General features: G+C 37.2%; 37 protein-coding genes. 33 read left to right on the forward strand and 4 right to left on the reverse strand.

Annotated features, from left to right (window positions below; all coding sequences use genetic code 11):
* Positions 1-253 precede the first annotated feature (253 nt).
* From ACTWP7_RS18665 to ACTWP7_RS18735, 15 genes are all read left to right on the forward strand, one after another.
* Positions 254-616, forward strand: a complete 363-nt coding sequence (locus ACTWP7_RS18665) for a hypothetical protein (RefSeq protein WP_443124468.1) — start codon at positions 254-256, stop codon at positions 614-616.
* A 164-nt stretch (positions 617-780) separates the two neighbouring features.
* Positions 781-975, forward strand: coding sequence for a hypothetical protein (locus ACTWP7_RS18670; protein WP_443124469.1), 195 nt, complete (start codon positions 781-783; stop codon positions 973-975).
* A gap of 155 nt (positions 976-1,130) precedes the next feature.
* Positions 1,131-1,670 carry a DUF5412 family protein gene (locus ACTWP7_RS18675; protein WP_443124470.1) on the forward strand — a complete coding sequence of 180 codons (540 nt, stop codon included), beginning with the start codon at positions 1,131-1,133 and terminating at the stop codon, positions 1,668-1,670.
* A 159-nt stretch (positions 1,671-1,829) separates the two neighbouring features.
* Entirely contained in the window at positions 1,830-2,306 is a 477-nt protein-coding gene (locus ACTWP7_RS18680; protein WP_443124471.1) for a hypothetical protein, read from the forward strand.
* Positions 2,307-2,486: 180 nt separating this feature from the next.
* On the forward strand, positions 2,487-2,666 hold the full coding sequence (locus ACTWP7_RS18685) for a hypothetical protein (RefSeq protein WP_443124472.1): 180 nt from the start codon (positions 2,487-2,489) through the stop codon (positions 2,664-2,666).
* 156 nt (positions 2,667-2,822) lie between these two features.
* A complete protein-coding gene (locus ACTWP7_RS18690; protein WP_443124520.1) occupies positions 2,823-3,080 on the forward strand; it encodes a hypothetical protein in 258 nt (85 codons plus the stop codon).
* A 266-nt stretch (positions 3,081-3,346) separates the two neighbouring features.
* A complete protein-coding gene (locus tag ACTWP7_RS18695; RefSeq protein ID WP_443124473.1) occupies positions 3,347-3,907 on the forward strand; it encodes a hypothetical protein in 561 nt (186 codons plus the stop codon).
* A gap of 106 nt (positions 3,908-4,013) precedes the next feature.
* A complete protein-coding gene (locus ACTWP7_RS18700) occupies positions 4,014-4,220 on the forward strand; it encodes a hypothetical protein (RefSeq protein WP_443124474.1) in 207 nt (68 codons plus the stop codon).
* Between the two features lie 361 nt (positions 4,221-4,581).
* Positions 4,582-4,755 carry a hypothetical protein gene (locus ACTWP7_RS18705; protein ID WP_443124475.1) on the forward strand — a complete coding sequence of 58 codons (174 nt, stop codon included), beginning with the start codon at positions 4,582-4,584 and terminating at the stop codon, positions 4,753-4,755.
* Between the two features lie 100 nt (positions 4,756-4,855).
* Entirely contained in the window at positions 4,856-5,029 is a 174-nt protein-coding gene (locus ACTWP7_RS18710; RefSeq protein ID WP_443124476.1) for a hypothetical protein, read from the forward strand.
* Between the two features lie 133 nt (positions 5,030-5,162).
* Entirely contained in the window at positions 5,163-5,336 is a 174-nt protein-coding gene (locus ACTWP7_RS18715) for a hypothetical protein (RefSeq protein WP_443124477.1), read from the forward strand.
* 653 nt (positions 5,337-5,989) lie between these two features.
* A complete protein-coding gene (locus ACTWP7_RS18720) occupies positions 5,990-6,175 on the forward strand; it encodes a hypothetical protein (RefSeq protein WP_014642764.1) in 186 nt (61 codons plus the stop codon).
* A gap of 542 nt (positions 6,176-6,717) precedes the next feature.
* Entirely contained in the window at positions 6,718-6,945 is a 228-nt protein-coding gene (locus ACTWP7_RS18725) for a hypothetical protein (protein WP_443124478.1), read from the forward strand.
* A gap of 34 nt (positions 6,946-6,979) precedes the next feature.
* Positions 6,980-7,219, forward strand: a complete 240-nt coding sequence (locus ACTWP7_RS18730; RefSeq protein ID WP_443124479.1) for a hypothetical protein — start codon at positions 6,980-6,982, stop codon at positions 7,217-7,219.
* A 116-nt stretch (positions 7,220-7,335) separates the two neighbouring features.
* Positions 7,336-7,839 (forward strand): GNAT family N-acetyltransferase, encoded by a 504-nt coding sequence (locus tag ACTWP7_RS18735; protein ID WP_443124480.1) that lies wholly within the window; start codon positions 7,336-7,338, stop codon positions 7,837-7,839.
* Positions 7,840-7,987: 148 nt separating this feature from the next.
* On the opposite strand, the gene ACTWP7_RS18740 is transcribed toward ACTWP7_RS18735, so the two are convergent.
* Positions 7,988-8,386, reverse strand: coding sequence for a DUF6194 family protein (locus ACTWP7_RS18740; RefSeq protein WP_443124481.1), 399 nt, complete (start codon positions 8,384-8,386; stop codon positions 7,988-7,990).
* Between the two features lie 11 nt (positions 8,387-8,397).
* Positions 8,398-8,952 (reverse strand): PadR family transcriptional regulator, encoded by a 555-nt coding sequence (locus tag ACTWP7_RS18745; protein WP_443124482.1) that lies wholly within the window; start codon positions 8,950-8,952, stop codon positions 8,398-8,400.
* 230 nt (positions 8,953-9,182) lie between these two features.
* Between ACTWP7_RS18745 and ACTWP7_RS18750 the strand changes: the two genes are divergently transcribed.
* Positions 9,183-9,434 (forward strand): hypothetical protein, encoded by a 252-nt coding sequence (locus ACTWP7_RS18750; RefSeq protein WP_443124483.1) that lies wholly within the window; start codon positions 9,183-9,185, stop codon positions 9,432-9,434.
* A 474-nt stretch (positions 9,435-9,908) separates the two neighbouring features.
* On the opposite strand, the gene ACTWP7_RS18755 is transcribed toward ACTWP7_RS18750, so the two are convergent.
* On the reverse strand, positions 9,909-10,895 hold the full coding sequence (locus ACTWP7_RS18755; RefSeq protein WP_443124484.1) for a DNA/RNA non-specific endonuclease: 987 nt from the start codon (positions 10,893-10,895) through the stop codon (positions 9,909-9,911).
* Positions 10,896-10,923: 28 nt separating this feature from the next.
* Positions 10,924-11,415 carry a helix-turn-helix domain-containing protein gene (locus tag ACTWP7_RS18760; RefSeq protein WP_443124485.1) on the reverse strand — a complete coding sequence of 164 codons (492 nt, stop codon included), beginning with the start codon at positions 11,413-11,415 and terminating at the stop codon, positions 10,924-10,926.
* A 62-nt stretch (positions 11,416-11,477) separates the two neighbouring features.
* Here ACTWP7_RS18760 and ACTWP7_RS18765 point away from each other — a divergent pair, with 62 nt between their 5' ends.
* From ACTWP7_RS18765 to ACTWP7_RS18845, 17 genes are all read left to right on the forward strand, one after another.
* Positions 11,478-11,711 carry a helix-turn-helix transcriptional regulator gene (locus ACTWP7_RS18765; protein WP_443124486.1) on the forward strand — a complete coding sequence of 78 codons (234 nt, stop codon included), beginning with the start codon at positions 11,478-11,480 and terminating at the stop codon, positions 11,709-11,711.
* Positions 11,712-11,903, forward strand: a complete 192-nt coding sequence (locus ACTWP7_RS18770; protein ID WP_014644937.1) for a helix-turn-helix domain-containing protein — start codon at positions 11,712-11,714, stop codon at positions 11,901-11,903. It begins immediately after the preceding gene.
* Between the two features lie 70 nt (positions 11,904-11,973).
* Positions 11,974-12,483, forward strand: a complete 510-nt coding sequence (locus ACTWP7_RS18775) for a helix-turn-helix domain-containing protein (protein ID WP_443124487.1) — start codon at positions 11,974-11,976, stop codon at positions 12,481-12,483.
* Positions 12,484-12,531: 48 nt separating this feature from the next.
* Positions 12,532-13,554 carry a DnaD domain-containing protein gene (locus tag ACTWP7_RS18780; RefSeq protein WP_443124488.1) on the forward strand — a complete coding sequence of 341 codons (1,023 nt, stop codon included), beginning with the start codon at positions 12,532-12,534 and terminating at the stop codon, positions 13,552-13,554.
* Between the two features lie 9 nt (positions 13,555-13,563).
* On the forward strand, positions 13,564-13,806 hold the full coding sequence (locus ACTWP7_RS18785) for a hypothetical protein (RefSeq protein WP_443124489.1): 243 nt from the start codon (positions 13,564-13,566) through the stop codon (positions 13,804-13,806).
* Between the two features lie 419 nt (positions 13,807-14,225).
* Complete coding sequence (locus ACTWP7_RS18790) at positions 14,226-14,666, forward strand: hypothetical protein (RefSeq protein ID WP_443124490.1); 441 nt, start codon at positions 14,226-14,228, stop codon at positions 14,664-14,666.
* A gap of 67 nt (positions 14,667-14,733) precedes the next feature.
* Positions 14,734-14,943, forward strand: coding sequence for a hypothetical protein (locus ACTWP7_RS18795; RefSeq protein WP_443124491.1), 210 nt, complete (start codon positions 14,734-14,736; stop codon positions 14,941-14,943).
* On the forward strand, positions 14,943-15,206 hold the full coding sequence (locus ACTWP7_RS18800; protein WP_008637146.1) for a hypothetical protein: 264 nt from the start codon (positions 14,943-14,945) through the stop codon (positions 15,204-15,206). The genes ACTWP7_RS18795 and ACTWP7_RS18800 overlap by 1 nt, the downstream gene beginning before the upstream one ends.
* 14 nt (positions 15,207-15,220) lie before the next feature.
* Complete coding sequence (locus ACTWP7_RS18805) at positions 15,221-16,330, forward strand: hypothetical protein (RefSeq protein WP_443124492.1); 1,110 nt, start codon at positions 15,221-15,223, stop codon at positions 16,328-16,330.
* 13 nt (positions 16,331-16,343) lie between these two features.
* Complete coding sequence (locus ACTWP7_RS18810) at positions 16,344-18,833, forward strand: VirD4-like conjugal transfer protein, CD1115 family (RefSeq protein ID WP_443124493.1); 2,490 nt, start codon at positions 16,344-16,346, stop codon at positions 18,831-18,833.
* Between the two features lie 30 nt (positions 18,834-18,863).
* Complete coding sequence (locus ACTWP7_RS18815; RefSeq protein WP_443124494.1) at positions 18,864-20,765, forward strand: pLS20_p028 family conjugation system transmembrane protein; 1,902 nt, start codon at positions 18,864-18,866, stop codon at positions 20,763-20,765.
* 27 nt (positions 20,766-20,792) lie between these two features.
* The gene (locus ACTWP7_RS18820) at positions 20,793-21,131 is read left to right on the forward strand and encodes a DUF5592 family protein (RefSeq protein ID WP_443124495.1); all 339 of its coding nucleotides are present in this window, start codon (positions 20,793-20,795) and stop codon (positions 21,129-21,131) included.
* Complete coding sequence (locus ACTWP7_RS18825) at positions 21,128-21,787, forward strand: hypothetical protein (protein ID WP_443124496.1); 660 nt, start codon at positions 21,128-21,130, stop codon at positions 21,785-21,787. The genes ACTWP7_RS18820 and ACTWP7_RS18825 overlap by 4 nt, the downstream gene beginning before the upstream one ends.
* A 3-nt stretch (positions 21,788-21,790) precedes the next feature.
* On the forward strand, positions 21,791-23,713 hold the full coding sequence (locus ACTWP7_RS18830; RefSeq protein ID WP_443124497.1) for a VirB4 family type IV secretion system protein: 1,923 nt from the start codon (positions 21,791-21,793) through the stop codon (positions 23,711-23,713).
* Positions 23,714-23,715: 2 nt separating this feature from the next.
* Positions 23,716-24,816, forward strand: a complete 1,101-nt coding sequence (locus tag ACTWP7_RS18835) for a lysozyme family protein (protein WP_443124498.1) — start codon at positions 23,716-23,718, stop codon at positions 24,814-24,816.
* A 15-nt stretch (positions 24,817-24,831) separates the two neighbouring features.
* Entirely contained in the window at positions 24,832-25,410 is a 579-nt protein-coding gene (locus ACTWP7_RS18840; RefSeq protein WP_443124499.1) for a hypothetical protein, read from the forward strand.
* Positions 25,407-26,273, forward strand: a complete 867-nt coding sequence (locus tag ACTWP7_RS18845) for a hypothetical protein (RefSeq protein ID WP_443124500.1) — start codon at positions 25,407-25,409, stop codon at positions 26,271-26,273. The genes ACTWP7_RS18840 and ACTWP7_RS18845 overlap by 4 nt, the downstream gene beginning before the upstream one ends.
* The last annotated feature ends 107 nt before the right edge of the window (positions 26,274-26,380 follow it).

A 26,380-nucleotide genomic window follows, 5' to 3' on the forward strand; every position in this document is an offset into this window, starting at 1 on the left:
AGTAGGGGGTGAACGGTTTACCAGGACGGGATCTAAGTCCCACGGGCAGGGGCGTTCTACCCTGGCTACTGTAATAATAAGACCATATTAAAAATGGTCAACCAGAAATATCTAGAATTCTGGTTAAGCTTATAATACGAAAGGGCAGGTTAGTTGAAGACTCGAATTCGAGGTATTTTTCAATTTTTGAAACTAAATTGGTTTACTATCGTACGTGTAATAAGAGGAATGATTTAATGGGGGAAATATAATTATGAAAAAAATATTTGAAAAATTAATAATTCCCTTAGTGATTGTCATTATCACATATTTTATTTCAGGGGACTCAGGCAGTTTAACTATTGTCATAATAGGTGGGCTGTCTGGCGTGGTTTTTGGTGAGTTAATATGGAATCAGCTTAAACGCAAAAAAGTACAAAAGAGTGGTCGCCAAATGAAACTATTCGAAGGCTTAAACTATAAAGAAAAAGCATTAAGGTTATTTTTTATTACTTGTATCCTTTCTTTGACCATTTTGATACCAGACTTTCCAATTTCAATTTACGTCATTGGGATTTTAGCACTTTGTTCAGGGATTGCTTACAATTCAATAAAGCATCTCAATATATCGGGCTGATTTATTGATGATCAAAAGGAATTGTTGCGCGTTCGGAATCTTATGCGTAACAAATTTTCAATTCGAGTCTTCAACTATTGGGGGCAATAGTTGCGTAGTGGCTATTGCTTATTGTGCTAACCGAGCAGGATAACACAACAGGGATTTTAAAAGGAGGGAGTTATGTGGGTAAGCATATTAAAATATTTTTTGGTACATTAGTTATTTGTTTTGTTATCTTCTTTCTGGGTAATGGATTTTTTGATGGTGGTGATTATTTAGAAACAACAATTTTATCTGTTGGTACAGTAACTGTTTTTCTTTTATCATATCTAATCGCACAATTACATTACCTTATTGATTTAGTGAAGAAGAAGTAATCACTATTCAATAAACGGGGACGTTAGTTAGAAATCTGCTTCAATATCTCGATATCAAGTCTTCCATAATAGGGGCTATTGTTCAATATCATTTACAGCAGGATGTTCGTAATTCATACAAGATAAAAGTTGAAAATCTAACAAAGGGGAGAATTATGGGGGAAAAATATAATTTATGGTCTTTTTATTTAATACTTGTTTGCTTAGGATTAGCAGCTTACTCACTGTATTCTAATATGAACAACACTTGGTTAATTGCTCCACCGAATTATATATTACTACTGATTAGTTTGATTGCCTTAACTTTAGGAGTTATCGGTTTAAAAGATAAAAGAAACTGGTGGGCAAAAACAAGAAGTTGGTTCACAATAATTATTTCAACATTGACATCTATAGGGTTATTTTTGGTAGTTTCATTCACCCTCTTCTTTTCATCAATGGGGTCGGATGAGCACATACAGACTTTTAGTTCTCCTGGGGACAAGTACAACATTGATTTCTACCGCTATGATGCGGGGGCGGCAGGTTCTTTTGGTGTAAGGGGAGAAATAAATGGTCCTCTTTGGTTTAAAAAACGGATTTATTTACAACACAATACAGAACAAGTCGAAGTGGAATGGGAAAATAATGAAAAATTATCTATAAATAATCATATTTTAAACTTAGATGAAGGTGAAACTTACGGGTATCATTAAAAGAGAACGCGAAATAATTTAGTTAAAATTAGGGATGCGTTAGTTAAGTGATTATATTTCGAATTCGAGTCTTACAGAAAATGGGGCGATTGTTAAAAGTACTCGTCCTTACAACATAAGGATAGGAGCTATAATGAAGGTAGTAGTGAGGAGATACTTATGTTATTTTTCATCCTTTTCATCCTATGTTATGGATTGGTTATTCCGGTATGTGTCCTATTACATGAAATAGGGCATGGGGTTGGTGTCGTCTCGACATCAAAATATCATGCACACGTTTATTTGGGTAATAAAAATAATAAAATTAAAGAAAATTTTAGATTTGGAAGGCTACATTTTCATATTAATTGGTCATATATAGGTTATGCAGCCTGGGATGGAAAATTAAATAAACATCAACGCGCTGTTGCATTAGCAGGTGGGCCTATTATGTCGTTAAGTCTTCTATTTATTTTTGGATTGATAGCTTTATTTACACCTCATAATTATTTACGGTTCTTTTTTTGGGGGATAACAGTATTTAATTTTATTCAATTCATTGTAACTACACTTCCTATAACCTACCCTAGGTGGATGGGAACTTATAAAGGGTATCCATCTGATGGCTTGCAACTCTTACGTTTATTAAAAAAATAACAATTGTAAATTTCCTTCTTTAAATATCGGGGGCGTTTGCTTACTGGATTGCTCACCCTATTACATAAACTTAGTTGTATTTAGATTTATAACTAACTGAGCAGTGGAATTACTAAATTTCATCAATGTTTTTATTTTCCTTTATGAATGAAATAGGGAAAACTAGAGAGGATGGTTCTCTTGAATAATAAATTACGCCAAGCTATATTTTTTACTGGAGCAATTTTAATGGCAATTGGCATAGTAATGGACTTTGTTAAAGATGCACCAGAATCTTCTCCATACTCAATACCTTTACTCATAATTGGAGGGATTTTAGTGACTGGCGCAAGACTTTATAAGTCAAGTGAGAATAAATGATTGGTTTTATGGTTTAAATATGACTTGTCACTAACATAACGGGGGCGTTAGTTCATGAATCACACAAATTATCTCGAAATCAAGTCTTATAGAAATGGGGGCAATTCGTGAACAGTAATTTACTCAGTTTCTGTTTTTGTGGTGAACAGTGATTTGGTGATTGAAAGAATGATGAGAAGGGGATGCGTTATCGAAAAAGAGAAGGATGGTAAAGTAATACTATTAACTATAGGTTGGTTGTCGGCTATATTAGCTTTTGGTTTTTTCCCAGTTTTTCTTGGAGCAATTGCTATATGTATGGGAGTTGTTTTGAGAAGGGATTATGATGTTGATAAACAAGGGACTGGTTTAATTGTGGTAGGAATTATAGGTATTATTGCTGGGACGGTCATAGGTGCTTTAGTACCCTGGTGAGCGTTTATAAGGTCCTTACACTTATTCTGGCAAACAATTCGATTAAGGATGTTACATAGACTTATCTTGAAATCAAGTCTTTCGCTAATGGGGGCTATTGTTCAATAAGAGCAATCGCTTTTTTGCTAGCGGGTAGGTTAGTTGGAGAATTGAATTCGAGACATTTGGCATTTTGAAACGAAAATCGTTTCTGTCCGTACAAAATATATGAAGTTATTTTAGGAATATATACACAAAGCAATTAACAAGGATTAGGAGTTGAGTTTTTGTTTGTAAAAATGAAGAAGATTTTTTCTGTATTAATGATAGAGTTTATAAGAATTCTGTTAGGAGTGATTTTTTCTTATCCTGAAAACAAACGTGGAAAGAGAGACGTTAACAAAGACATTGAAGAGTTATTGAAAATTGCCCAACAAAACTTAGTAAAATCTCAACGGCTAAATAAAGATTTTACTATCGGACCTGTACCAGGTCCTACGAAATCAACTAGGAAATTAATAGATGCATTTGTGAGAAATCGTTCATTGTTAGAAGAGAGTGAGCAGAAATTTTACTTGCAAGTGGCTGAGGAGTGGGCCATCAAACTTTTTAACAGCTACTATGTAACATTAGTTTGTACAGGGGTCTTTTTGATTACATATTTCAGTACTTATTTAATTTATCCATACCTTACTGGCCAGAGTAGTGTTATCTGGTTGATGACATTGATTTTAAGCTCGTTTATTGGGATTATTAGCGCTAAACGAATAAAAGGTAGAAGGAAATGGGTTTTTCTTCCTCTTAATATTTTCCTTTTTACTGCATTTTTAATAAGAGTAATAACTTAGTCATTTTTAAATGCTGTCTCGGATATTCAGAATTTACCTTGATTTCAAGTCTTCCTGAATGGGGGGGCTTTTCTTTATTAATTAATGGCCGTGGAGGTGACGATGTTTGGAGAAACAAAGCTCATCAAAATTAGATAGATGGAGAGACAAATATGGAGCATTAGTAATTGCTTTAGCTTGTCTTTATAGTGGAATTAGCAGTTGGGGACAAAATTGGATTCTTACGAGTGTTTTAGTTTTCGGCACATTTGTCTGTGGAGCGTTTGGTTTCTTTGATATAAAGAGAGCTTTTAAGGGGAAAAATTCAAGGTAATGATTTGTCGTTAATGTGATCTATCAATGTACCCTTATCGTTAAAGAAAGATGGGTTACTTTCCTTTGAAATCGAGTCTTACGTAAACGGGGGCAATATTATAATAAATAAACTCCTATAGATAGTGGTATAAAAAAGAACCTCCATCATTTGGAGGTTCCTTTGGTGTAGAATTATTTGGGGTTCTCATTATGTGTTAACTTACTAGCTCTACTAACACTAACAGCCTATCTCAGTTTCGAGTCTTTATGTATTGGGGGCGTTTCTTCAATTGAAGGATCGCCTTTTTTACATTGGTATAGTTTGGGAATGTACTCCGTTGGTAATAGGGTTCAGTAGGACAGCGAAGGGAGTGATTCTTATGAGTGACATCGTTATGTCAGTGATAATAGTCTTACTAGTTGTCGCGGGTTGGGGAGCTATTATTCTCAGGGATTTTGACATTGCAAAGGATAAAATTAAGGGTAGCTGGATCCATATTGGAGCTGCTATTATATTTGCCTTATTGCTAATCTGGATAGCAACGGGTATGTAGTTTAATTTTAATTAAGTATCTTCTATAGGAACTGCTTTTATTCTTCAAGAAAGGAGCTGTTAAGAATTAAATATAAGTAGTAGGAGGAGGGGATTGCAATATGAATAAAAGAATTAAAGATCGTATTATCTCTGCACTTGCTTATGCAGTCGCTGCTATTCTCTTCGGATACTTCATATTCGATCAAATAAACTGGTCACTTGTATTAGGATTAACGTTAGGCGGCTTCACTTTTCCTATAACAGGCAAGTTTGGGCGTAAAGACAAATCGTAAAAACCTTTCGAATTCGAGTCTTACGTAAACGGGGGCGATTGCTTAATAAGAGTAATCGTCTTTTTCTTAGCATTGTAGTTTTTAAACGTAATCTCCAGGTAATAGAGACTTAAACAGGAAATGGAGGTTCCAAATGAATGATATAGTAATGACAGTGATTATTGTGCTATTAGTTGCTGGAGGTTGGGGAGCTATTATTCTTAAAGATTTTGCTAATGTAAAAGGGAAGCCTAAAGGAAACTGGGTTCATACGGGAGCTGCTATAATATTTGCGTTATTAATCATTTGGATAGTAACTGGCATATGAATGAGAGTACTTTATTGGGCGTGAGCTTTTATTGAAAGTTTATTTATAATCTCGATTTCAAGTCTTAAAGAAACGGCGGTAATTGATTAATGAGAACTTTAACTAATTTGATTGGTTCAATTATCCTCTTCATAGGGCTAATTCTGTTCATTTTGAGTCTTAAAATAGACTGGTCTCTTTTTTATACACCATATATTTTTTTCGTTATAGGTACATCTTTGTTAGGTTACTCAGCTATAAAAACTAATGAAGAAAAAAGTGTTTTACGTAGGATAGGTTTACATAAATACGAAAAAATAGGTTGGGATGATGAAATAAAGTCGAGGTCTATTTATCAGTGCAAGAGGTGTGGATTAAAGAAGAAAGTATTTAGAGCTGTATAGAAGAAGCAGTTGGATTGGAAATCTAAACCGTGATTTATATATTATGTCTTGAATTCGAGTCTTAATGAATCGGGGGCGATTGTTCAATAAGAGCAATCGCTTTATTGTTGAGTAATCTGTATAAAGTAATGTTTCTGAGTTTTTTAGGGTCTTATTCTATTAGGTCTTTATAGCCTTTATTTTCCTTGTTATGGGATTTTAATCTAAATATGGTTTGTTTTGTAGGTCTAAGGGAACGTATTCTATAAATATACTTAGGGTGGTTATACTTTGGATAAAAGAAGTGTTGTTTTACCTATAGGGATTATTGCAACGATTATAATTTTATTTATTGGTATTACGGATTATATGGATGATGGAGGTTCTTTGCTCATTAAATGCTTAATTGCAGTGGTTGGAATATGGATTGCAGTAAAAAATACTTTTAAGCGTAGGGGTAATAAAGAGAGTGATTAGACTAAGAGTTTTGGGCGCTATCTTTTAAAAAAGAGTGGATTGAAGCTGTAGTTTCATTTTCCTATATTTTTAAGATATCTTGAAATCGAGTATTAAAGAAAAGGGGGCTATTGTTTAATATGAGCAATGGCTTTTTAATGAGGATTGACATAGACATTGAATTGAGGCAACTCGTAATAAGTTATTTTGAAACTTCGAAAAGGTCTCTTCGTAATTATATAAGAGACGGATATTAAAAATTTAGTCTTATTAAAGTAACGAATTCTAATAAGGATTGGGTGGGACCTGATTTATCCAAAATCAAGAGAACAAAAACGGTATAGGCAAACGTTAAGTATTGCGTCTTTTTTTATTTTCTTGACTGCGATTATATGGATTATTATAAGCGTATTATTGCCGTACCTATTTGGAATCCTTTATTGATATTAATGATCTTCGAAATCGAGTATTCCTGAAAAGGGGGCGATTGTTCAATAAGAGCAATCGCTTTTTTGCTAAGGGGCAGGTTAGTTGAAGACTCGAATTCGAGATAATAGCCAGTTTTGAAACGATATCTGTACTCATTCGTATATGAATTAAAGTGCTTTTTAGGAGTGGTAGTTATCTTAGACCTTGTTATATTTGGTGTAGTTGCTGTTGGGGGTGGAATAGTTGCTCTAATTGGATTTTTGGTCATTATAGGTAGAAAAATTACTGAACCCAATAAAGAATTACAGGAAAAAGTTGAGAGCCTTGAAAACGAAGTGAAAAGCCTTAAAGATAAAAGGTAACTCAGTTTCTAGTCATTTAGTATAGGGGGCAAATATGTTAAGAAAAATCCTTAAATACCTGAAAGAAAACAGTTGGAAAACAATCTGCGTAACTCAAGACACCTATGAATACGGAAGGGTGAAAGGTGCTCTTAGCGATGCTGGAATTCGTTCCAAAACTAAGTCTTCTACACCAATGGCAGGGCAAGAAAGTAGTGAATTCGGCACAACCTATGATGTGCTCGTGAAACAAAAAGATTTCCACAAAGCTAATCAGATGCTAAACAAACCTTAGTTAAAAAGGGGTTCATTACTATGGATTCTGGATAATTAATTTGTGACTACACTACGGATTACTTTGAATTCAATAATTAAGCAATCGGGGGCTAAACACAAAGAAGGGGGATTCATATGATACGTTTATTGCAATCAACGGATGCCAAAGATTATTGGGATTTAAGGTTAAATGCTTTAAGAGAAAATCCAGAAGCTTTTGCAATTAGTTACGAGGAAGCATTAAATAGAGAAAATCCAATTGAAGGAGTAGCGAAGAATCTAAATAATGAAGGAAACTTTACATATGGAGCATTTGTTGATGATGTGCTTATAGGTGTAATAACAATGTTAAAAGAGAGTCCATCAAAGCTTAGTCATAAGGCACTTATATTAGGTATGTATGTGAGGTCTGATTCAAGAGGGAATGGTGTTGGAAGGTCCTTATTGCAGGAAGCAATTAATAAAGCAAAGGACCTAAAAGAAATTGAAAGATTGAACTTAACTGTAGTGACTAGCAATCAAAAGGCAATGAAATTATACTCCAATTTAGGCTTTAGAACATATGGTACAGAAGAAGAAGCACTAAAAGTTAAGGGTCAATATTTTGATGAGGCGCATATGACTCTAAAAATATCTTGATATCGAGTCTTAAAGAAATTGGGGCTATTCTGTAATACTTAAGGAATAAAAACATCAAAAACCATAATAAAAATAAAGACAGATAAAGAAAATCCCTAGTATTAATTAGGCTAGGGATTTTCTTTAAAATGCTGCTTTTAACTAATTTTTATTGAGGTCTTACTCTTAACGATGCTTTGTTATGGGCTTCCAATATTAATTTCTTTGTTTGTTCGATATTGTCCCCATAAGGATTGAGTATACAAATGTAGTTTTGCCTTGAATAATGAGGGTGAGGTAAAAATTCATTTATCGTGGTGTAATCTGATTGTTCAGGTAATTGATCGACCAGATTTTTGTAGGAATTATTACTTATACCGATATTTAAACGAAAAATACCTTCACGGTTTAAATTAGAAACCTGATCAAATTCATTATCCTCATAACCGATAGTTGCAAAAGGAAGACGGTGATCATCGCCGACAAAATAGAAAATGTAGCCAAAGCTATCCATAGATTGAACATTTGGTAATTCTAAAATGAATTCTTCAAAACTTTTTTGATCCATGTATTTCCCTCCTATGCTCTAGGTTTAAAATTATATTTACCTTCACTAATATTCTTTATTATTCTTTCAGTGGTTGATATTTCATTATTTACATAACTGACCCACACACCTACCAATTCAGGGTGTTTTGGTGGTTCCAAAGTATTTTCGTCAGTTGGCAATCCTTTTAAAAAGTTTGATGAATCCTTTAACGTATCCAGTCGCTGTTGCAAAAGATGGATAACCTCTTCACGGTAAAGAAAATCCATAAAAGCTATTCCTGCGGACAACTGTTGTAGGTCACTGCTAGTTAGAGCTGTTTTAATTAATGATAAAAATTCAATTTCCCCCTGCTCAGTTATTGCATATTCCTTTTTTGCTGGCCCTAATTTCTTTTCGGTTTTTGAATTAACAGAATTAGTAAGATTCTTCGATTCTAGTTTTTCCAGGGCATAATAAATAGATCCGGGTTTCACATTGGTCCATGTGTCTGCATGCCATGAAGTTATATCTCTATACAACGCGTATCCATGACTGATACCTCTTTTTTTAATAGAACCTAATACTAATAGGTTAACAGTAGACATACACTCCCTCCTTCTAAAGTAATATACTATTCAAATTTGAATAGGTGTGTTGAACATTATATCTATGTTCGTTTATCTAGTCAAATTTGAATAGAGTGAATTCGAGGGACACGAATACGTCTTCTTATAACGTGATCCAGAAAAAATAGAAGTTTAATTTAAACTAGACTTTCCTTTTCTAGGTAAGAGTGCTTACATGTGGAAAAAAACTTTATTATAATGCGAATATCTTGAAATCGAGTATTCCTCAAACGGGGGCAATAATTGAAAAGCACTTTAAAGGGAAAAAGTTGCCATTGGGAGGTGTAAATATCATGTTGAAAAAATCTTTGGTTGCCTTAATTATATTTGTTGGTATAGCTTTTCCTGCTTTTTACTTCATATCAGGTGAAATAACTGGGGAAATGGTATTGACGACAGGAATAGGCTACATAGCAGCTATTATTGTCATGTCTATTTTTGCTAAAAAAAGACATACATGAAATATCGTAACTGTTATACATCTATAAAAAGAATAGTTAGAACGTTTTAATGAGACTCAATCCCTCATTATATCTAGAATTTGAGACTTAAAGAAATGGGGGCTTTAATGCAGTTAAGAATTATAATGCGTTATTAGTTACAAGATATCTTTTCATTGGGCTCTAAAGGCGCTTTTCCTACAATATAACCTTCCCATCTCCAGTTATCTGTATCATTAGTGAAGGCCATTTTTACTTTGTAGAATGGAGGGTTGTGTGGACCTTCAAAAGTGTACAAAGTAAGACTTACCATAAAAAAAGAAGATCTCTTGCCTATTTTAGGCTAGAGATCTTTTCATCTGTTTAACTAATAGGGGGCTATGGCTCAATATAGTACTTGCTTTCAAATATAGGGGGATCATTTTGGGAAGGAAAACTATGAACTTCGTAAAGCTTTTAGTGGGAGGAGTAGTAGGAATTGCAATATCTTAAGGCTTACTCTCCAACCATCCCATCGCCATCATTATCTCTCATGTAAGGATATAACCAATGATCGTCTGTTATAGGCATACTGAAACCAGCATCTTTAGCTTCTTGAATTGTTACTTGCCCATTACTATTAGTATCAATGCTAGAAACATCATCTTTATCAACAGAATTAGAGTTATCTGCTTCAGAAGATTCGTCACTACCTGTTAAACCCAACGACTCATTAACTTCATCGGGGTTTACATTTTCGAAAGTATCTACAACCTCGTTACCGTTTATCGTATAAGAATACCGATACTTGGAAGGTATTTGTGTGTTTATATCTGAGTAAGAGAGGACTGCTTCAAAATTAGTCGCACCCCCTGCTTTACTTATTGCATTCTCCATGTACGATTGGTCACCATGCCGGTTCAGTGTACTTTCTTGAGGTGTAATATTATAGGCGTTAGATACCCCTCCCAACGAGTCAGCAATAACGTGCCCCTCGTCTAACACATCACTTTCGACACCTGGAACTTTAGCCTCGTCAGAGAAGTATCTACCACTAGATAGGACAGGTTCATTGCTATCATCTTGTAGAATAATTTCATCAGCAACAACTCTCACTAATTGACTATGTTCATTAGTGAATGCCCAGTACTCTCTGTCACCAAATCCTATGTCCACTACAACGTTTGGTTCTCGATCACCGCTTAGATCACCGCCGTCCACCTCAATTAGTTGGTATTCTTCAAAGTGATCATCATGCGTTTCTGGCGGTGTTTCCTCTATTGCTGGGTCAGCGTCCGTTTTTGGTGATGTATTTTCTTCATCCGGATCATCAACAACCGTAGAGTTTACTTCTTTCTTTTCATCGTATTGGTTTGTATCGACTGCAGTTTGTTCTTGTGAAACCGTTCCTTCATCTGTCGTGGATGCATCTTCAACGTTGGTACATCCAACGATAAAGGTGGTCATTAGAATAAGGAAAGAATACTTCAGTTTCTTATTCATTGCTTATTCGCTCCCTGCAAAGACATGTTTATTTTTTATCCATTTCCTTGGACTTCTGAACTAAATATTGAAAGTAGCTTTCCAATTCCCGGATTTGCTCCGGGCTCATCGACTTCCACTTATCAATATCAAAGAAAGACATTTCATCGATTTCGTATTTATCTAAGAGTCGGTTTATTTCTTCTATTGAATCATATTCCTCATTGCCAGTCTTATTAGCAGCTTTTGATCTACCAAGTAAATAATCAGTTGATACTTCAAAGAAATCTGCCAATTTTCGAAGAGTTTCGTAATCGGGTTCGCGTCTATCTTTTTCATAGTGGGATAAAGAAGCTCTGGAAATACCCACTCTTTCTGCCAAACCTTCTTGAGTGAGGTTTCTTTTCTTCCTTAATTTAGTTATTAAATTTCCTACACTCATATCAAAACCACCATTTATGTTTATTTTATAGTTTAATAATACTATACAAAATGTAGCAATAAAATATTTGATACAAAAAGTCGCAATAACTGTTGACATGTTCCACAACGTATCATATTATATGGTTAGTTGATACATAACGTCGCAAATGGAGGTGATAAATGATGCGTACTAAAATGCGCCAGCAAAGAGAAAAATTAAATTTATCTCAACAAAAAGTAGCTGATATTGCAGGTTTAACCCGAGTGAACTACTCTAGCATTGAAAGAGGAAGAACAGAACCTAACATTGAACAGATGATAGCCATAGCAAAAGCATTAAAAGTTACACCAGATGTAAATTTTTTTGAAGATTTTTGCGACGTTCCGTATCAAAATCCCGAGGAGGTGATCTAATTGAACCGACGCACAATGACAGTCTTAGAAGCTGCTGAATATCTGGGTGTATGCAAAGACACGATCTACACGATGGTTCGAACAAGTGAGATTCCGCATTTTCGAATCCGTCGAAGAATATTTTTTTCGCAGGAAACCATCGATGCTTGGATCAGAGAGCAAGAAGTAAGTTTTGAAGACCAAGCTATATAACTAGTTTTAGCTTACTATATTTTTAACATTGTTATAGGTACACAAATTGTTACTAAAAGGACTGAGTTAATTGAAAGAAAGTAGATCTGCAAGAACATTGAAAAACTTCAGAGTTCGCAAGGAAAAATCACAAGAACAATTTTCAAGCGAGTTAATGCTATCTAGAGAATACTTGAGTAAACAAGAAACTGGAGAGCGCAAAGTTCAACCAGCCATAACAAGACAATTAATTGAAAAGTATAACGATCCATGGTTGGCCTTAGAGGCAGCAAACGAGTACATTGGCTGGGGAGTAACAAGAACAAATGCTCCGAATTCAGATATTTGTAAAGGTACTGTGCATTCAAGATTAGAAGAACACTTAACTGAAGCACTTGAATCAACTAATAAGTTCCAATTAACAGAAGAACCTAATATTGTTCAATCAATTGAAATGCAAGATATTAGAAATTCGGCTAGTAAAATTGTAGAAGTGATTTATTGGTCACTTATGTACCTAGCTCTAGTATGCGAGACATATGAGATAGGATGGATTGAGTTGTGGGAAGAATATTATTCTAAATTGAGATCAAAAGGTTAAGTCTATTATATCAATTATCTTAACTTAGCTTTTATAGGAGGGGGAAAAATGCAAGGGTGGCTGAAGCTTCATCGCAAAATCCTTCAAAGTGAGATTTTTGAAAATGAAAAGCTGTTGAAAATATTTATCTATTGCCTGACAAAATCAAGTCATAAAAATACCGAATCAAGAGTGGGTAGGCAAAAAGTTCAACTTAAACCTGGTCAATTTATATTTGGACGTAAAAAGGCTGCAGTGGAATTAAATATGAACGAGTCTACCGTTCGTGACTACTTTGAAATATTGGAAGAAGATGGAGTGATTTCTATTGACTCCACCAACAAATATAGTGTCATAACCGTTGATAACTGGGCAATTTATCAATCTAACGATGAAGAATACGACAACAAAACAACACCAGATAACCAGCAGAAGAACAACACTTCACCATCAGATAGACAGCAGAAAGACACATACAAGAATGGCAGAGAACTTAAAGAAGTTAAGAATGTAAAAGAATTCATTACTACAACAACTTCTGAACGATTGGAATGTGACAGCATTCAATTTTACCAAAATAACTTTGGTGATATACGTCCTAAAATCTCAGAAGAAATAGTGAGCTGGAGTGAAGACCTTGGAGAACCGTTAATCTTGGAAGCCATGAGGCGGTCTCTGGACCGTAATAAACCAAGTTGGGGGTATGTGAAGAGTATCCTTCAGTCTTGGATCAATAAAGGAATTCGAACAATTGAACAAGCAGAGGCAGAAGAAGTGGAATATAAAAATAAAAAGAATAGAAATGGTCCATTTACTAAAAACTCTTCCCAAAAGGAAGTGATTCCTGAATGGTTCAATGACCGCGAAGAACAAGAAAAGCAAGATATAAATAAACAACCTAGCATTGATGATACAGCTCGGACCATTGAGTTAGCGATTAAGCTAAAAAGATCGAGGGAGAATATTCTTGAATCTATTAATGATCGTTATAACCTTTCTGAAGAAGATGTAGCTTCTATTAAGGAAGGTAAATGCTCAGCTAAAGAGATATTATTAGAACAATTAAAGCTTAGAGTAGCTGGGGAGCCATAAACATGGGAGGTGGTAAGGTTGAAATCCAATAAAAAGCACTTTGCTTACTATGACATTTCTTCACAAGCTGACAATGTAAAAACCTTTGAAGGAAAAAGGTATAATGTGCATGGCATTTGGGCGGTGGATCGCCATGGTAATGCTGAAAAGATGTCCAGTATCTATTATCGAATTCGAACGGTAAAGGATGGTCAATTTAGAACCATTGCTAAACGTAAAAACCCTATGAGTGAACTAAAACCTGTTAAGTAAAGATAACGATTTTAATACGTGCTTAAATAGCACATTTAGATCCTTGAAAACTACATATCTATGCTGGGAAAAGAATGGTCACAGAATTTTTCTAGCTGTTGATGAGTGTTGGGTGCGTGTTACTCGAAACGCATCTAGTGACCGGATAAGCGTTGTATCAACGAAGGTTTTTCTATTTAAAGTGAGGGGACTACTGATGAAACTTTTAATAGTAAGACCTAGATACATAAAGTTCTTCGTATAGGCTAGAAACGTTGTGCTTTGCAGTACACTATAATTATTAGTGAATGCTGCATAGGGTTGATTGTATCTTGCCAAAAACAATCTTTATACCATTAAGATGATCTACCAAATCATGGATTTATATTTAAGTAGGTGTTAGAATCGTTATACAAATCACTTGAGAGGAGATTGATCTGATGGCAAAGCGTTGGATCGGTGGTTTGACTGGATTTGTTATAGTTTTAATCTTAGTTGGTTGCGGATCACAAGGAGCCACAGGTCAAGTCGAGTCTTTATCGCCAGACGACATGAAAGAAACTATCCAAGAAAGTGAAAAAGTTTATGTTCTGTTAACAGATGCTTCGGAGGAAGAGGAGAGAGATGAATATATCGAGGTTGTAGAAAAGAACATTGAAGAAATTAATGTAAAAGAAATGAATGCGCAAAATCCAAAAATTGTTGATGGAGATATGGATCTGAATGAAATAGGTTTAGAAGGTAGTGAATTGTTCCAATCCCTAAGTTATTATGAGGATGGACAATTACAGAATCGTATCTCTTTAAAAACACAGAAATACAAAACCCTTGAGGATAGGGAGCAAGCTATACAAAATTTCATCAACGATACTTCATCTTAATGGAAGTGATCTTTAATAGATCGCTTCTTTTTTTATGGACAAAAACCTTGAAAGGGGGTGAATGTGAATGGGCGTTACCAATCGTGAACTTAAGCAATCCAAAGACTTAGTTCAGACGCTGCTAACCATCCAGGACATTTCTTACAATGAGTGGCTTCATGAAAAACATCAAGAGTACATTCAAGAAAACCAAGATGTCGTTATGAAGTCATTGCTTCATTACAAAGAGGTGGATGAAGAAAATAAGAACAAAATATTTAATGAGGAGAGATATTAATGAAATACTTTGCAGATCATTCCATGCTTGCTGCCATTAGTAATTTACAATCTACAGGGGCCTCGATTTTATCGGCCATGCAACTATTAGGTATTGTTTCGGCTGCCATTGCTTTTGGTATCGGAGCCTATCACCTTATCTGGGGTGGAGTGAGAGGTCGTCAGAGCTCTATTGTTTGGTTTATCGGCGGTGCTGTTGGGCTTGTCGTTCTAATGGGAGCTACGGCTATCGCTGAATACATTGACAGTCAGGTGATCTTTTAAAGGAGTGGAGGACCATGAGGGTATTATTCACATCAAAAGTGGAGGGTGAAATTTCTAGCTTTCACCCTTACTCCTTTCAAGAAGTTGTCGTTCTAACGGCAGAATTGGATGCTAAATTAAAAAAGAAAAATGCTGAGCCAATGATGCTTGATTTTATGATTTTTAATGAAGAAGGAGATAAGTTGTACAACGGCTCCTATGAAGTGGGAGGAGAAGGAACATCAAATATTTATGACCATGTCTGTCAAAAGCTTTTAGACTTACTTATGAAAAATAAAAATGAAGAAACAAAAAGGGATGTTTTTCTTCAACAATTAACTTCTCACACCCCAGCATCTTATCAAATAGATCTGACAGATGTATGGAAAGACAAAGAAGGACAAAAGTCGAGTTGGAAGCAGCTTGGTAAGCGTGGCAGAGTTTTTGTGAGTGTGCTCAGCACCACGTTATTGGTAGCCATAGTTACATCCATCACTCTGTTTATACTCTTAAACAATCAAGGCAGGGATCTAAAAGTCACATCTCAAGAGATGGAAAAATTGGAGAATGTCAAAATGGCTTACGAAGGGTATTGGACGGGTGAGCAGGAACAAGCTGTTCAACAATTATTAGGAATGGAAAATTTATCGAAATCGGAGCGCCAAACATTGCTTCATTTTCTGGTGGACCTTAAAAAGTATGATCGAGCTTTGCAGTATGTAGGAAAGGAAAATACTTCGTCTCTAGCTGCGCAAGTCATGGAAGTTCATGGTCTGGAAGAATTGAGTTCCTTTCATGAATCTTATCCGAGTCCTTTAGGTGAATTTAAATTAGCTTTTCATCATGGGGAATACAAACAGGCGGTAGATATTCGAGATATGCCGATGTCTCCTAAACTGTATAAACAAAAGGGAATCGCCTATCTGAGACTTGAGCAATTAGAAAATGCCAAAAAAATGGCCAGTGAAGCGAAAAACGATAAACTGAATAAAAAGATTAATGAATATCAAGAAATTGAGAAGCAGTTGACGAAGATTAACAGTCAAATAGAATCAGAGAAAAAGTCAGAAGATCAAAATGAATCTAAAATTGATTCGCTTAAAGAACAACAAGAAGATCTGGAGAGTCAAAAGAACAGTATATAAGAGGGTGATTCATTTGAAATCAGTCATTGCTAAGAAACAGGTGCTTATTGTATTAAGCATCTGTTTTTTTATAGCCACAATGCTGGTCAGTACTTTTCTATGGAATCTAGGACAAGCCATGTGGGAAAGCTTAAAGACGTTCCCGGAATTCAGTAACCCCATAGAGTTTAAGGTTTCGTATTGGACAGATTTTCATTTCAAGGAGCAATCACTCTACTACGGAATAGCTGCTTTGATTGGTTTTGTCGGCATAGCTCATATGATTTACAAACTTAGAAGTAACTTTAAACCCGTTGGTACGGACGAAAAGGGTTCCCAGCGATTTGCCACAAGAAAAGAAATTCAACAACAGTACAAAGCTATTCCTGACCGAAAGCAATCTTATGAAGGTCAAGGTGGTCCTGTATTATCGAGAAAGGGCGACAAAGCTTTTATTGATCCATCGCCAGTCAATAATTTAATTATCGGTACGACAAGAAGTGGTAAGGGGCAAACGTATGTGATTCCAACCATCGATGCCTACTCTCGTGCTGAACATCAGCCTTCTTTAATCATCAATGACCCTAAAGGAGAATTATTTGCTTCTAGCCGAGAGACATTGGAGAAAAGAGGGTATGAGGTAGAGGTATTAAACTTAATGAATCCTATGCAAAGCATGAGCTTTAATTTGCTGGAGTTGGTTAAACAATCGTATAAGGATGGGGATTATTCTACAGCTCAGACGCTTTGCGAAACCATTACTCATATGCTTTACCATAATCCGAATGCTAAAGAACCCATGTGGGATGATTCAGCTAAATCCCTTGTGAATGCCATGATCCTTGCCGTTACAGAGAAGAGTATAACGGAAGAAACAGAAGAAAAAATTACGATGTACACGGTCGCTAATATGCTTTCCGAGTTAGGAACTAGAAATGAGGTTGATGAAGATGGCCAAGAATATAATGCATTGGATCAGTTCTTCCAAGAGTTACCTCAATCCCATGTAGCCAAAGGTCAATATGCAACGAGTAATTTTTCCAAAGGGAATACTCGATCTAGCATTTTTACGACAGCTATGAATGGATTGACGAAATTTACAATGAGTGAAACGGCAAAGATGACAGCTAAAAACTCTCTAGATTTAAAAAGAGTGGGCTTCGGTCAGAGTATTAAGGGGCGAGGTCATCCTTTTTCCAGAATAAAGGTTTTCTTTCCCGATGGAACAACCGAGACCAATCAATCAGGAGAAAGTGGGACGTGGACCATTAACTTTAACACTCCATTAGACGCCGGAGATCAAGTAGTGGTGTCCCAAGAAGCCACACCTATCTCTTCGGAAGATGAAGAAGTTCTAAAGGATAGCTCGACCATTCGGATTGATGAAGTGGATGAGGGAAACGGCAAGGTTTCCTTCACTTATCTTTCTGAGAGCACCACTAACGAAGTGAAAGAAATTATGTACTCAAATAAGCCTATTGCTGTGTTTATGGTTACACCTGATTATGATACTTCTACTCATGCTATCCCGTCGATTTTCGTTAGCCAATTGTATTATGTACTATCCAAAAATGCAGCTATTGCCAAAGGACAAAAATGCTTACGTGAAGTGGTCTTCATGTTAGATGAGTTTGGCAATATGCCCGCAATAGCCGATATGGATAACAAAATCACGGTATGTTTGGGAAGGAACATTCGTTTTCACTTAGTGGTTCAATCCTATGCTCAATTAAAGGATTTGTATGGAGAAGATGGGCAAGCGACCATTCGTGGAAACTGTGGGAATGAAATTTATATTTTGAGTGCTGACTATGATTCAGCCTCCTATTTTTCTTCAAAGTTAGGAAAGAAAACATTGAATACACAAACTCGGTCTGGATCTACTTTCTCCTTGGATAAGTCGAAGACGGAAAGTACGGAAGGAAGAGATCTTTTAACGGCCAATGAGCTGCAGGAATTAGAGGAAGGAGATACGGTCGTACGTCGTGTGTTATTACGACGTGACAAGAGAGGGCGAAAGATTCGTGCTTTTCCTATTTATAATACAGGAAAGTACAGTATGAAATATGCTCATACGTATCTCAGTTCAGAATTCCGTCCAGGGCGGTCGATTACGGAAGAAGAAATTTTGACTCCGCACCGCCATGTTCATCCATCAGACTTAGTGATCGACTTCCAAATTGATGAATCTAATAAACAAAAGACAGACGAGGTAGCAGAAGAAATGGAAAGTCTTTCACAAAATGGGCCATTCAGTGCTGCAGAACCCTCAACGGAATGGTGGCAGAAGGAAAAAGTCGGAGATTTCTTTGATAAAAGTACATTTGCCCTGATTCATCAGCAAATTGCGCCTCTTTTAGAACACAGTGAAGAAGAAATGAATGAGGAACCTATGGAAGCTTTTCTTTATAACTTAAAGCTTCTGGGCGATCATGAAGAAATTAACCGCCAAGTGTATAGTCACATACGCAAACAAGTAGATAAGTTAATTGAAGAACAGGAATCACCCGTGGTGCAAGAATGAAAAGGGAAAAATCTTTAAGGTGGTGATGGAATGTCCGATGAAGAGTTGTTAGAGATATTGTTAAGGTTTTCGGACGTCTTATCGACCAATAATATTTTCACCTCTGGGTTAAGGATTATGGGGTGGGGAACGATACTATTCTTGAAAATGATTGTCGATGGCCTAGAAGGCATGGTCAATAAGGTTTTAATCTTAACGGATTTCTTTTCGAGCGATCCTGTGATTAACTTTCTCGAAACCATACAGCCTGTTCTCTATATTCTGTTAGCCATTTCGTTGGGAATGATCGGCTTTAGATTAGTTTTTAATAAAGAAAAGAACCGATCTGATGTACCCATGAACCTATTTATATCCATCATGACGATTACTCTATTGTCATTTGGAATGGGGAAAGTGAATGACTTTACTGGCGATGCCATGGATGTAGCAAATGTACAGACCGATTCTTTTACCACCTCTGATCGAGTAATGGAAGACTATATTACTGATATAGTCGTTTATGAAGAATCCGACTGGACAAATCCGAATGTAGAAGAACAACATCACGTAAGTCCAGCCTCAATTGATAAAATATCTATTAATGAAACGATTGACGATAGCTTTGAAAAATCAAATGGGGATAGCCTATCGAATAAAGGCCAAAAAATTGTAATGAACAAAGTAGGATTAGAATCAAATGGTGAAGAAGGACTTGTTGATTTAGGAAAAAGTGGTCTGTTTGATTTCCTTCCAGAAAATTATTACCGGTGGCATGTCGATTGGTTTACGGCTATTGTAACCCTTTCTGTTATGGCTTTTACCATGATATTAATATCCATTAAAGTGGCCAAGCTCTGTTTTGAGCTTGGCTTTAATCATATCGTGGCCTTAATCATGGCCTATGCGGATATTTCCACGGGTCAGCGCTTGAAAGCGATCCTAAAGAATATTGGAAGCATTTTTGCTTCTCTTATCATGATTTTCTTAAGTTTACGTGTGTATATGTATTACACAACCTTTATAGATAATAACCTTGAAGGACTTGGGTACTTGATTGCTTTGATTGCCGGAAGTTTGGCTGTCATAGATGGTCCTAATATTGTACAGAAGCTCTTTGGCATTGATGCTGGATTGAAAAACGCCTGGCATGTTGCTATGGGTGGTTACCTAGCCTCTAAAACCCTTGGACCTCCGGTGAAGAAAGCTGCAGGAGCTATTACAAGCGGTGGAACATCAGCTTTAATGAATACGGGTGCCGGGACAGCTGGTGCGGTCGCTGGTATCTATGGGCGCAAGGATGAGGGAAAATCTAAGACAAATGAAAAAAGTGATCCATCATCAACCCAAGGAAATAGAAGTCAAGGAAGCCAGAAAAAACAAGAGCCAAGTCCAATGACATCCAATCAGGAAGGGCCAAAAGGTTCGTTGGGAGGAAAAGAGACGAGAAGTCCAGAGGCAGGAAATCGTTCATCCACCTATGAAACACAGGGTCAGTCCCATCCTTCTTCTCAGAAAGGGTCCTCTATGAATACTACAAAAGAAGATCCCACAGGAGGATTGGACGTACCGTCTTCCAACCAAAGCAATGAGCAACCTATAGCTACTCAACCTAAGAAAGATAAAAAACAAGTGAATGATATAGGTAGTAGTGAAACAGGAAGGGGTCGTTTAGGGGACAAGGATAATGAACCTAAGGAAAAGACAGATCAAATAGCAGCAAGCACGAAACCAGAAACCTCAGATGTGAAAACGCCAGAAAATACAGAGGATATTCCTATGCCTAATCAATATAGGACAGAGCAACGAACCGTTGGAGGATATATGAAAGATCGATTGGGTGAGCGATTAAACAATAATCCTAAGGTTCAAAATGCAAAACGAACGTATAACTTATCTCGAAATACTACCGAGAACTGGATAAATAAAATCAAGAAACGCGGGCCTGAGAAATAACTTCGTCCGCGTTTTGTTTATGAAGGAGTGATTTTGTTGCAATACAAGATTCCATCCGAAATAGGAAGTGAGTTGAAGATCAACCGTCTATTTTACCTTACAGACTTACTAGTTGTACTCATCCTAGGCGGCATAGGCTTTACCTTCCGATATGTTGTTCATTCTTCTTTCGTTTGGTACTATGCGATCTTCTGGATTGCATTGATGGTTGCTTGGTTGATCCGACCTAAAACGAACCCAAAGTTGCGTATGGCCAAAGCGTTGTTCTTAGCTGTCACGAGAGACCGAGTGGCTTATTGTGCCATCGATAAAAAAGAAAGCGATTATTCAAAAGATGAAGAGCTACGAGGGGAGGACTTTAAATGAAAAACAAGAAGAAAAACAACCCTTTCTTCAAAGAAAACAGTTCCGAAAAAATGGCTCTTTTTGATGAACGAAAAACTACTGATAAAAACAATAAGCAGAAGAGGTCGAAAGTTAAAAAGAAAAAGAGAGAGGTGGCCATTCCATCCATAGCTGAGATTATTCCCATTCAGGACATGACGAAGGAAGGATCCTTTCAATTAAAAGGAGATGAGGGCTATATGGACGTGGTGCAACTTCAGAGTAAGGATATTTATTCTCCATCTACCCAGGAAACCGAATACGACATCATGAAGATGGCCAAGTTCTTACAATCATATACGCCTGATATCAAGATCGTCTCCATGAATTTTCCGGTTAATATGAAAAAGCAACTGGATGCGATTAATTACAAGATTGCTCAAAACAAAGCGCCTCTCTATGAGCGCTTTTTAATTCGAAAACGAGAGGAACTTCAATTTTTGGAGACCTACCGGACGAATAGAGAGTTTTATCTATTTATTTACGCGACCAGCCCTAAACAGCTTGCTGAATACAGAAACAATTGTCGGCGCTATCTCGGGCGAGTCGCACCGATTATGGAGTTAACGGATGAAAAGAAGCTCGATTTGCTCTATAAGCTTTATAATCAAAATTCCAAATTAGAAAAGAGGGGTTAAATTTTGTTCTCATTTCTAAAAAAGAAAAGTGATACCGATGAAACTCAAGAAAAAGGCTATAATCCTTTTTTGCTTGCTCACATTCAACCACAAGGAGGGGTGAAGTTCCAAGAATCCTTTATTCGTAAAGGAGATGGTTATGAAGTTTGTGTCCATGTGTATGCCTTCCCTAAAAACGTTGCGGACTTTTGGCTAGAACCTATTTTCAATATGGAGAATGTCATTACAACGATGGATATTGTCTCGGATGATCGTTACAAAGTCCGAGATGGTTTAAACAAAGGGATGGCTGAACAGAGTTCCCGAATGATTAATGAAAAAGATAATGCCGGCATTATTGAAGCGCAAAATAACTACGATGATTTGCGGCAGCTATACAATCAGGTATCTGAAGAAGGAGAAATCATTAAACGTGTTCATCTTAGGCATTATGTAAGTGCGCCAACAAGAGAAGAGCTGGAAGATAAAGTGAAAGTGGTCTTATCGACTTTACAGGATGAGAATTTCAGAGGATCTATTTTCTTAAATGAACAGGAGTTTGAATGGAAATCACTACTCACCAATTATACCGAACAATCGACTTATCGAAACAAGAGGGAAGGTCATCCGATACCCGCCTTAGGGTTAGCTGGTGGCTTTCCTTTTCATTTTACTAGCTTAAACGATCCCTTTGGTACCTTCTATGGCACGACACTGACAGGAGGAAACGTTGTCTTTGATCTTTTTCATAGAGATCAGCAGCGTAAGAGCTATAACGGAGTCATGGTGGGAGCGATGGGAGCAGGAAAGTCCACCACACTTAAGAAAATTATGCTGGATAACGCGATTAAAGGATATAAGGTTCGGACGTTTGATGTAACCGGAGAATTTGTAGAGTTAACGGAAGCTTTAGGCGGGAAACAAATTGCGTTAGACGGGTCAGACGGGGTCATCAACCCTTTACAGGTGTATCGAACGGCAGAGGACGAATATACATCGTTTACTCAGCACTTATCTAAGTTGACGACTTTCTATAAATTCTTAGCCCCTGAAGCGAATGATAGTGAATTGAAAGAATATGAAAATCTATTAAGAAAGCTCTATGAAAAACTTGGCTTATGGAACGATAATTCAAAATCAAATATAACTGAACTTTCTGTTGAGGAGTACCCTATCTTTACCGATTTTCTTGCCTTTATCGAAGAACAACTCTATGAAAATATCAAGGAAGGAAAGCAAAGGGAGAAGCTGAGTCAGGAAAGGAAACGACGTCTGGAGAGCATCGAATTAAACATTAGAAACCTTGTAGAAACCTACGCGCATCTTTTCAATGGCGTATCAACCATTGAACACTTTGATGAGCAACAGGTTGTTACGTTTACCTTGAGGGGCCTATCTCAAATGAGAGCAGAGGTTTTCCAAGCGCAATTGTTTAACGTACTCAATCTCTTATGGGACTCCATGCTAACGAATGGGTCTCCTCAGTTTGATGCTTATAATCGAGGCGAATTGGCTTTTGAAGATGCTGTACGATATCTGATTTTAATGGATGAAGCTCACCATATCATAAACACAAAGAAGAAGAGTGAGAGTGCTCTCGATTTTCTTACAAAGTTTAGCCGAGAAGCCAGGAAGTATTTTGGAGCTCTTCTCTATGCCAGTCACACGATTCGCGATTTTGTTCCTGAGGGTTCGGATCAAAGTATGGTAGAGGAGATCAAGAAGCTTTTTGAACTGACCCAATACAAAATTATTATGCAGCAGGATAGTAATAACTTAGAGATGATGCAGCAAATTTTCATGGGGCAATTAAGCCAAAGTGAGTTAAAAGATATCCCTTATCTACAAACAGGGGAAACCATGTTAAGCATCCGTGCGGTGGAAAACATTCGCTTCAAGGTGGAGGTATCGGACGAAGAGTTAGCGTTGTTTGGAGGAGGTGCATAAGGATGCCTTGGTCCCTTCTCCTTGGGTTGGTTCCTCGGAAAGTATGGCTATGGTTGATTGGTATTTTAGTAGCTCTCTTCCTGCTACAAATGCTCTTGTATGCATCCGTCATTACAGGGGTGATCGGTTATCAAAAATCTTCCTCTAGTGAGGAAGTGAGGTCCGTTGATGTGGTAAATGGAACAGCGCAAGTTTCAGCTGCATTAGAAGAGTATCGTCCTCTATTTGAAGAGTATGCCGAACAGTATGGAGTGTCCAAGTATGTGGAGCTTCTCTTGGCCAAAACCATGCAGGAATCGGGTGGACGTGTAGATGATGTCATGCAAGCAAGCGAGTCTCTTGGTCTACCTCCAAACACGATTGAAGATCCCGAAAGAAGTATCAAGGTTGGTATCCGATACTTCTCGGAGATGCTGGAAAAAGCCGGGGGAGATATTAAGCTGACCCTTCAAGCTTATAACTTCGGTGGAGGCTTTATTGATTACGCAAACGAACACAACAATGGGGAGTACAGCAAGGAGTTAGCCATCGAATTTTCAAGAATGAAATACCAGGAATTGAAACACACAGGCATGTATTCCTGCATTCGACCGGAGTCGGCAGAAACGGGGGCTTGTTATGGCGATATTGGTTACGTTGAGGCTGTTTTAAGTTACCTTAAAGGCGGAATTATTGAAGCCGATTTACAACCAACGGGAGAGTGGGTGATGCCCATTGAAGGCGCTCTTACCCAAACATCTGATTACGGTATGCGCTCCGATCCCTTTGATGGAACGCCGGATATGCATAGAGGAATTGACTTTGCCTGTACGAATGCCGTAACACCTATTCAAAGCGTCGATAACGGCCAAGTGGTAGAGGTGGTAAGAAAAAATTCCGGTTACGGAAATAATGTTCTTGTGAAACATGAAGAGGGACTTTATAGTCACTATGCTCATTTGTATGCGTTAAGTGTACAAAACGGAGAGATGATCCAAAAAGGTTCAGAAGTAGGCAAGTGTGGTACGACAGGAAACTCTACAGGTCCCCATCTTCATTTCGAAGTCATGACCAAAAACCAGTATCGTTCGGACGTGGACCCTGCACCTTATCTTGGACTTTAAAAAAGGGGGTTAGTGATGAAAAGACGTGTTCTTTTTGGCGTGTTTGTCGCTCTGTTAATCATTCTCACATCGATGAATATATATGCTGCACTAACGATAGCGAATGACGATCTACAGAAGGAAGTGCAACAATTAGAAGAGAAAAACGCAACGATTATGGAAGAAAAAACGGAATTAAAGAAGACGTTACAAAAACAGAAACCTGCGGACATTCAAGCGAGATATAACGCTTTAGTGAACCAGGTTACTACGTTTATAAAGGTATCCTTTCAACAGGATAAAGAGACCTATCAAGAAAGAAAAGGGAAAGCAAAAGAGGTGATGAGCAACGATTTAGCTGCAACCTTCTTTCCTACAGATACCTATAAAGGAGACAGGAAAACGGAAGTAGAGGAAGTAGAAATATATATCAAAACAGGTAATCTCACAAACAATCAAGCAAGCGTGTTCGTTCAATTTAAACACACGCTTTTTTCTTTGCAGAGTGATCAAAAACAGGTGTCTCCCGTGTTCCTCCATATAAAAGTTCATAGGGAAGATGGCCATTGGAAGATAACAGATTTCCAAGACGTAGAAGAGGGAGGTTATTCATGAAAAAACAAACGAAACACATCACGGAAGGGACCTCAAAAAAATATCTTATGGGATTAAGCGTCATGGCTATGGCGCTTCTTTTTTTCTTGTTTTCTGGTTTTATCTTTGGTGATGAAGAGCAGAGTAAAGTTCAGCAAACGCCTGTCAATCAACCTCTGAACTTACAAGGATCAGGCGAACTGACCATAAAGGAATGGGTTTATAATCCAACGAAAAACCTGATGGTTGTCACCTTGAACCTTAATAAATCAACTACTTTATTAGATGAAAAATTAAGCTTCACGGCTCAGGAAAAAGAGCATCCCAAACGTGATCTACCAACACACGTAGAGTATAACGATGAAAGCAGGTACGTCATAAGCATCCAACAGGTAAGTCCTTCCTTTGATGTTATGGCCTTAGATGTAAACAAGGAAAATACCAATACGCTTTTAACAAAAGGGAATGCTCAAAATTCCCTGAAAGGAGGTGAGGAAAAGAAAGAACTGGCACGGATTTATACCGATCAGCGTGAAGTGGAAATGGACAAGCAATTAAGCATTTTAACAGAGCAAAAGTATGAAGTGGCTGCTGTATCTGAGGAAATCGAAGAGGCGAAAGAAACAAGGAAAGAGAAGAAGAAACGCATCCAATCCATTGATGAACGGATCAAAGAAATTGATCAAAAAACCGTTGAATTAGAATCAGAGCTTCTCTACGAAACAGAGGAAGAGAAAAAGCAAACAGAGGCTCGAATTCATCATCTGGAAAATGAAAAAGAGCAGATCAATCAAGAGGCAGCCGAGCATGAATTGGCCATTCAAACCATTAAGGAAAAGATTAAGATGTTAGAAGAAAAACGGGAGATGTTATCAAACGAATAAGGGGCAGAGATTTCGCTAGAGTCAACACAGTGTCCACACACCTCCTGTGCAGGGACCACACATCAAGGTGAATATGCGAATAAACGTTCCGGATTTAGCCACACAGC

The organism is Halobacillus sp. B29, assembly GCF_052246755.1.
Taxonomy (GTDB): Bacteria; Bacillota; Bacilli; order Bacillales; family Halobacillaceae; genus Halobacillus; species Halobacillus halophilus.

Excerpts from the sequence above, each read along its gene's own strand:
- ACTWP7_RS18665 (WP_443124468.1), top strand. The coding sequence starts at position 254 with ATGAAAAAAATATTTGAAAAATTAATAATTCCCTTAGTGATTGTCATT.
- ACTWP7_RS18675 (WP_443124470.1), top strand. The coding sequence starts at position 1,131 with ATGGGGGAAAAATATAATTTATGGTCTTTTTATTTAATACTTGTTTGC.
- ACTWP7_RS18680 (WP_443124471.1), top strand. The coding sequence starts at position 1,830 with ATGTTATTTTTCATCCTTTTCATCCTATGTTATGGATTGGTTATTCCG.
- ACTWP7_RS18705 (WP_443124475.1), top strand. The coding sequence starts at position 4,582 with ATGAGTGACATCGTTATGTCAGTGATAATAGTCTTACTAGTTGTCGCG.
- ACTWP7_RS18710 (WP_443124476.1), top strand. The coding sequence starts at position 4,856 with ATGAATAAAAGAATTAAAGATCGTATTATCTCTGCACTTGCTTATGCA.
- ACTWP7_RS18715 (WP_443124477.1), top strand. The coding sequence starts at position 5,163 with ATGAATGATATAGTAATGACAGTGATTATTGTGCTATTAGTTGCTGGA.
- ACTWP7_RS18730 (WP_443124479.1), top strand. The coding sequence starts at position 6,980 with ATGTTAAGAAAAATCCTTAAATACCTGAAAGAAAACAGTTGGAAAACA.
- ACTWP7_RS18735 (WP_443124480.1), top strand. The coding sequence starts at position 7,336 with ATGATACGTTTATTGCAATCAACGGATGCCAAAGATTATTGGGATTTA.
- ACTWP7_RS18740 (WP_443124481.1), bottom strand. The coding sequence starts at position 8,386 with ATGGATCAAAAAAGTTTTGAAGAATTCATTTTAGAATTACCAAATGTT.
- ACTWP7_RS18745 (WP_443124482.1), bottom strand. The coding sequence starts at position 8,952 with ATGTCTACTGTTAACCTATTAGTATTAGGTTCTATTAAAAAAAGAGGT.
- ACTWP7_RS18755 (WP_443124484.1), bottom strand. The coding sequence starts at position 10,895 with ATGAATAAGAAACTGAAGTATTCTTTCCTTATTCTAATGACCACCTTT.
- ACTWP7_RS18760 (WP_443124485.1), bottom strand. The coding sequence starts at position 11,415 with ATGTCAACAGTTATTGCGACTTTTTGTATCAAATATTTTATTGCTACA.
- ACTWP7_RS18765 (WP_443124486.1), top strand. The coding sequence starts at position 11,478 with ATGATGCGTACTAAAATGCGCCAGCAAAGAGAAAAATTAAATTTATCT.
- ACTWP7_RS18780 (WP_443124488.1), top strand. The coding sequence starts at position 12,532 with ATGCAAGGGTGGCTGAAGCTTCATCGCAAAATCCTTCAAAGTGAGATT.
- ACTWP7_RS18790 (WP_443124490.1), top strand. The coding sequence starts at position 14,226 with ATGGCAAAGCGTTGGATCGGTGGTTTGACTGGATTTGTTATAGTTTTA.
- ACTWP7_RS18795 (WP_443124491.1), top strand. The coding sequence starts at position 14,734 with ATGGGCGTTACCAATCGTGAACTTAAGCAATCCAAAGACTTAGTTCAG.
- ACTWP7_RS18800 (WP_008637146.1), top strand. The coding sequence starts at position 14,943 with ATGAAATACTTTGCAGATCATTCCATGCTTGCTGCCATTAGTAATTTA.
- ACTWP7_RS18805 (WP_443124492.1), top strand. The coding sequence starts at position 15,221 with ATGAGGGTATTATTCACATCAAAAGTGGAGGGTGAAATTTCTAGCTTT.
- ACTWP7_RS18815 (WP_443124494.1), top strand. The coding sequence starts at position 18,864 with ATGTCCGATGAAGAGTTGTTAGAGATATTGTTAAGGTTTTCGGACGTC.
- ACTWP7_RS18825 (WP_443124496.1), top strand. The coding sequence starts at position 21,128 with ATGAAAAACAAGAAGAAAAACAACCCTTTCTTCAAAGAAAACAGTTCC.
- ACTWP7_RS18835 (WP_443124498.1), top strand. The coding sequence starts at position 23,716 with ATGCCTTGGTCCCTTCTCCTTGGGTTGGTTCCTCGGAAAGTATGGCTA.
- ACTWP7_RS18840 (WP_443124499.1), top strand. The coding sequence starts at position 24,832 with ATGAAAAGACGTGTTCTTTTTGGCGTGTTTGTCGCTCTGTTAATCATT.
- ACTWP7_RS18845 (WP_443124500.1), top strand. The coding sequence starts at position 25,407 with ATGAAAAAACAAACGAAACACATCACGGAAGGGACCTCAAAAAAATAT.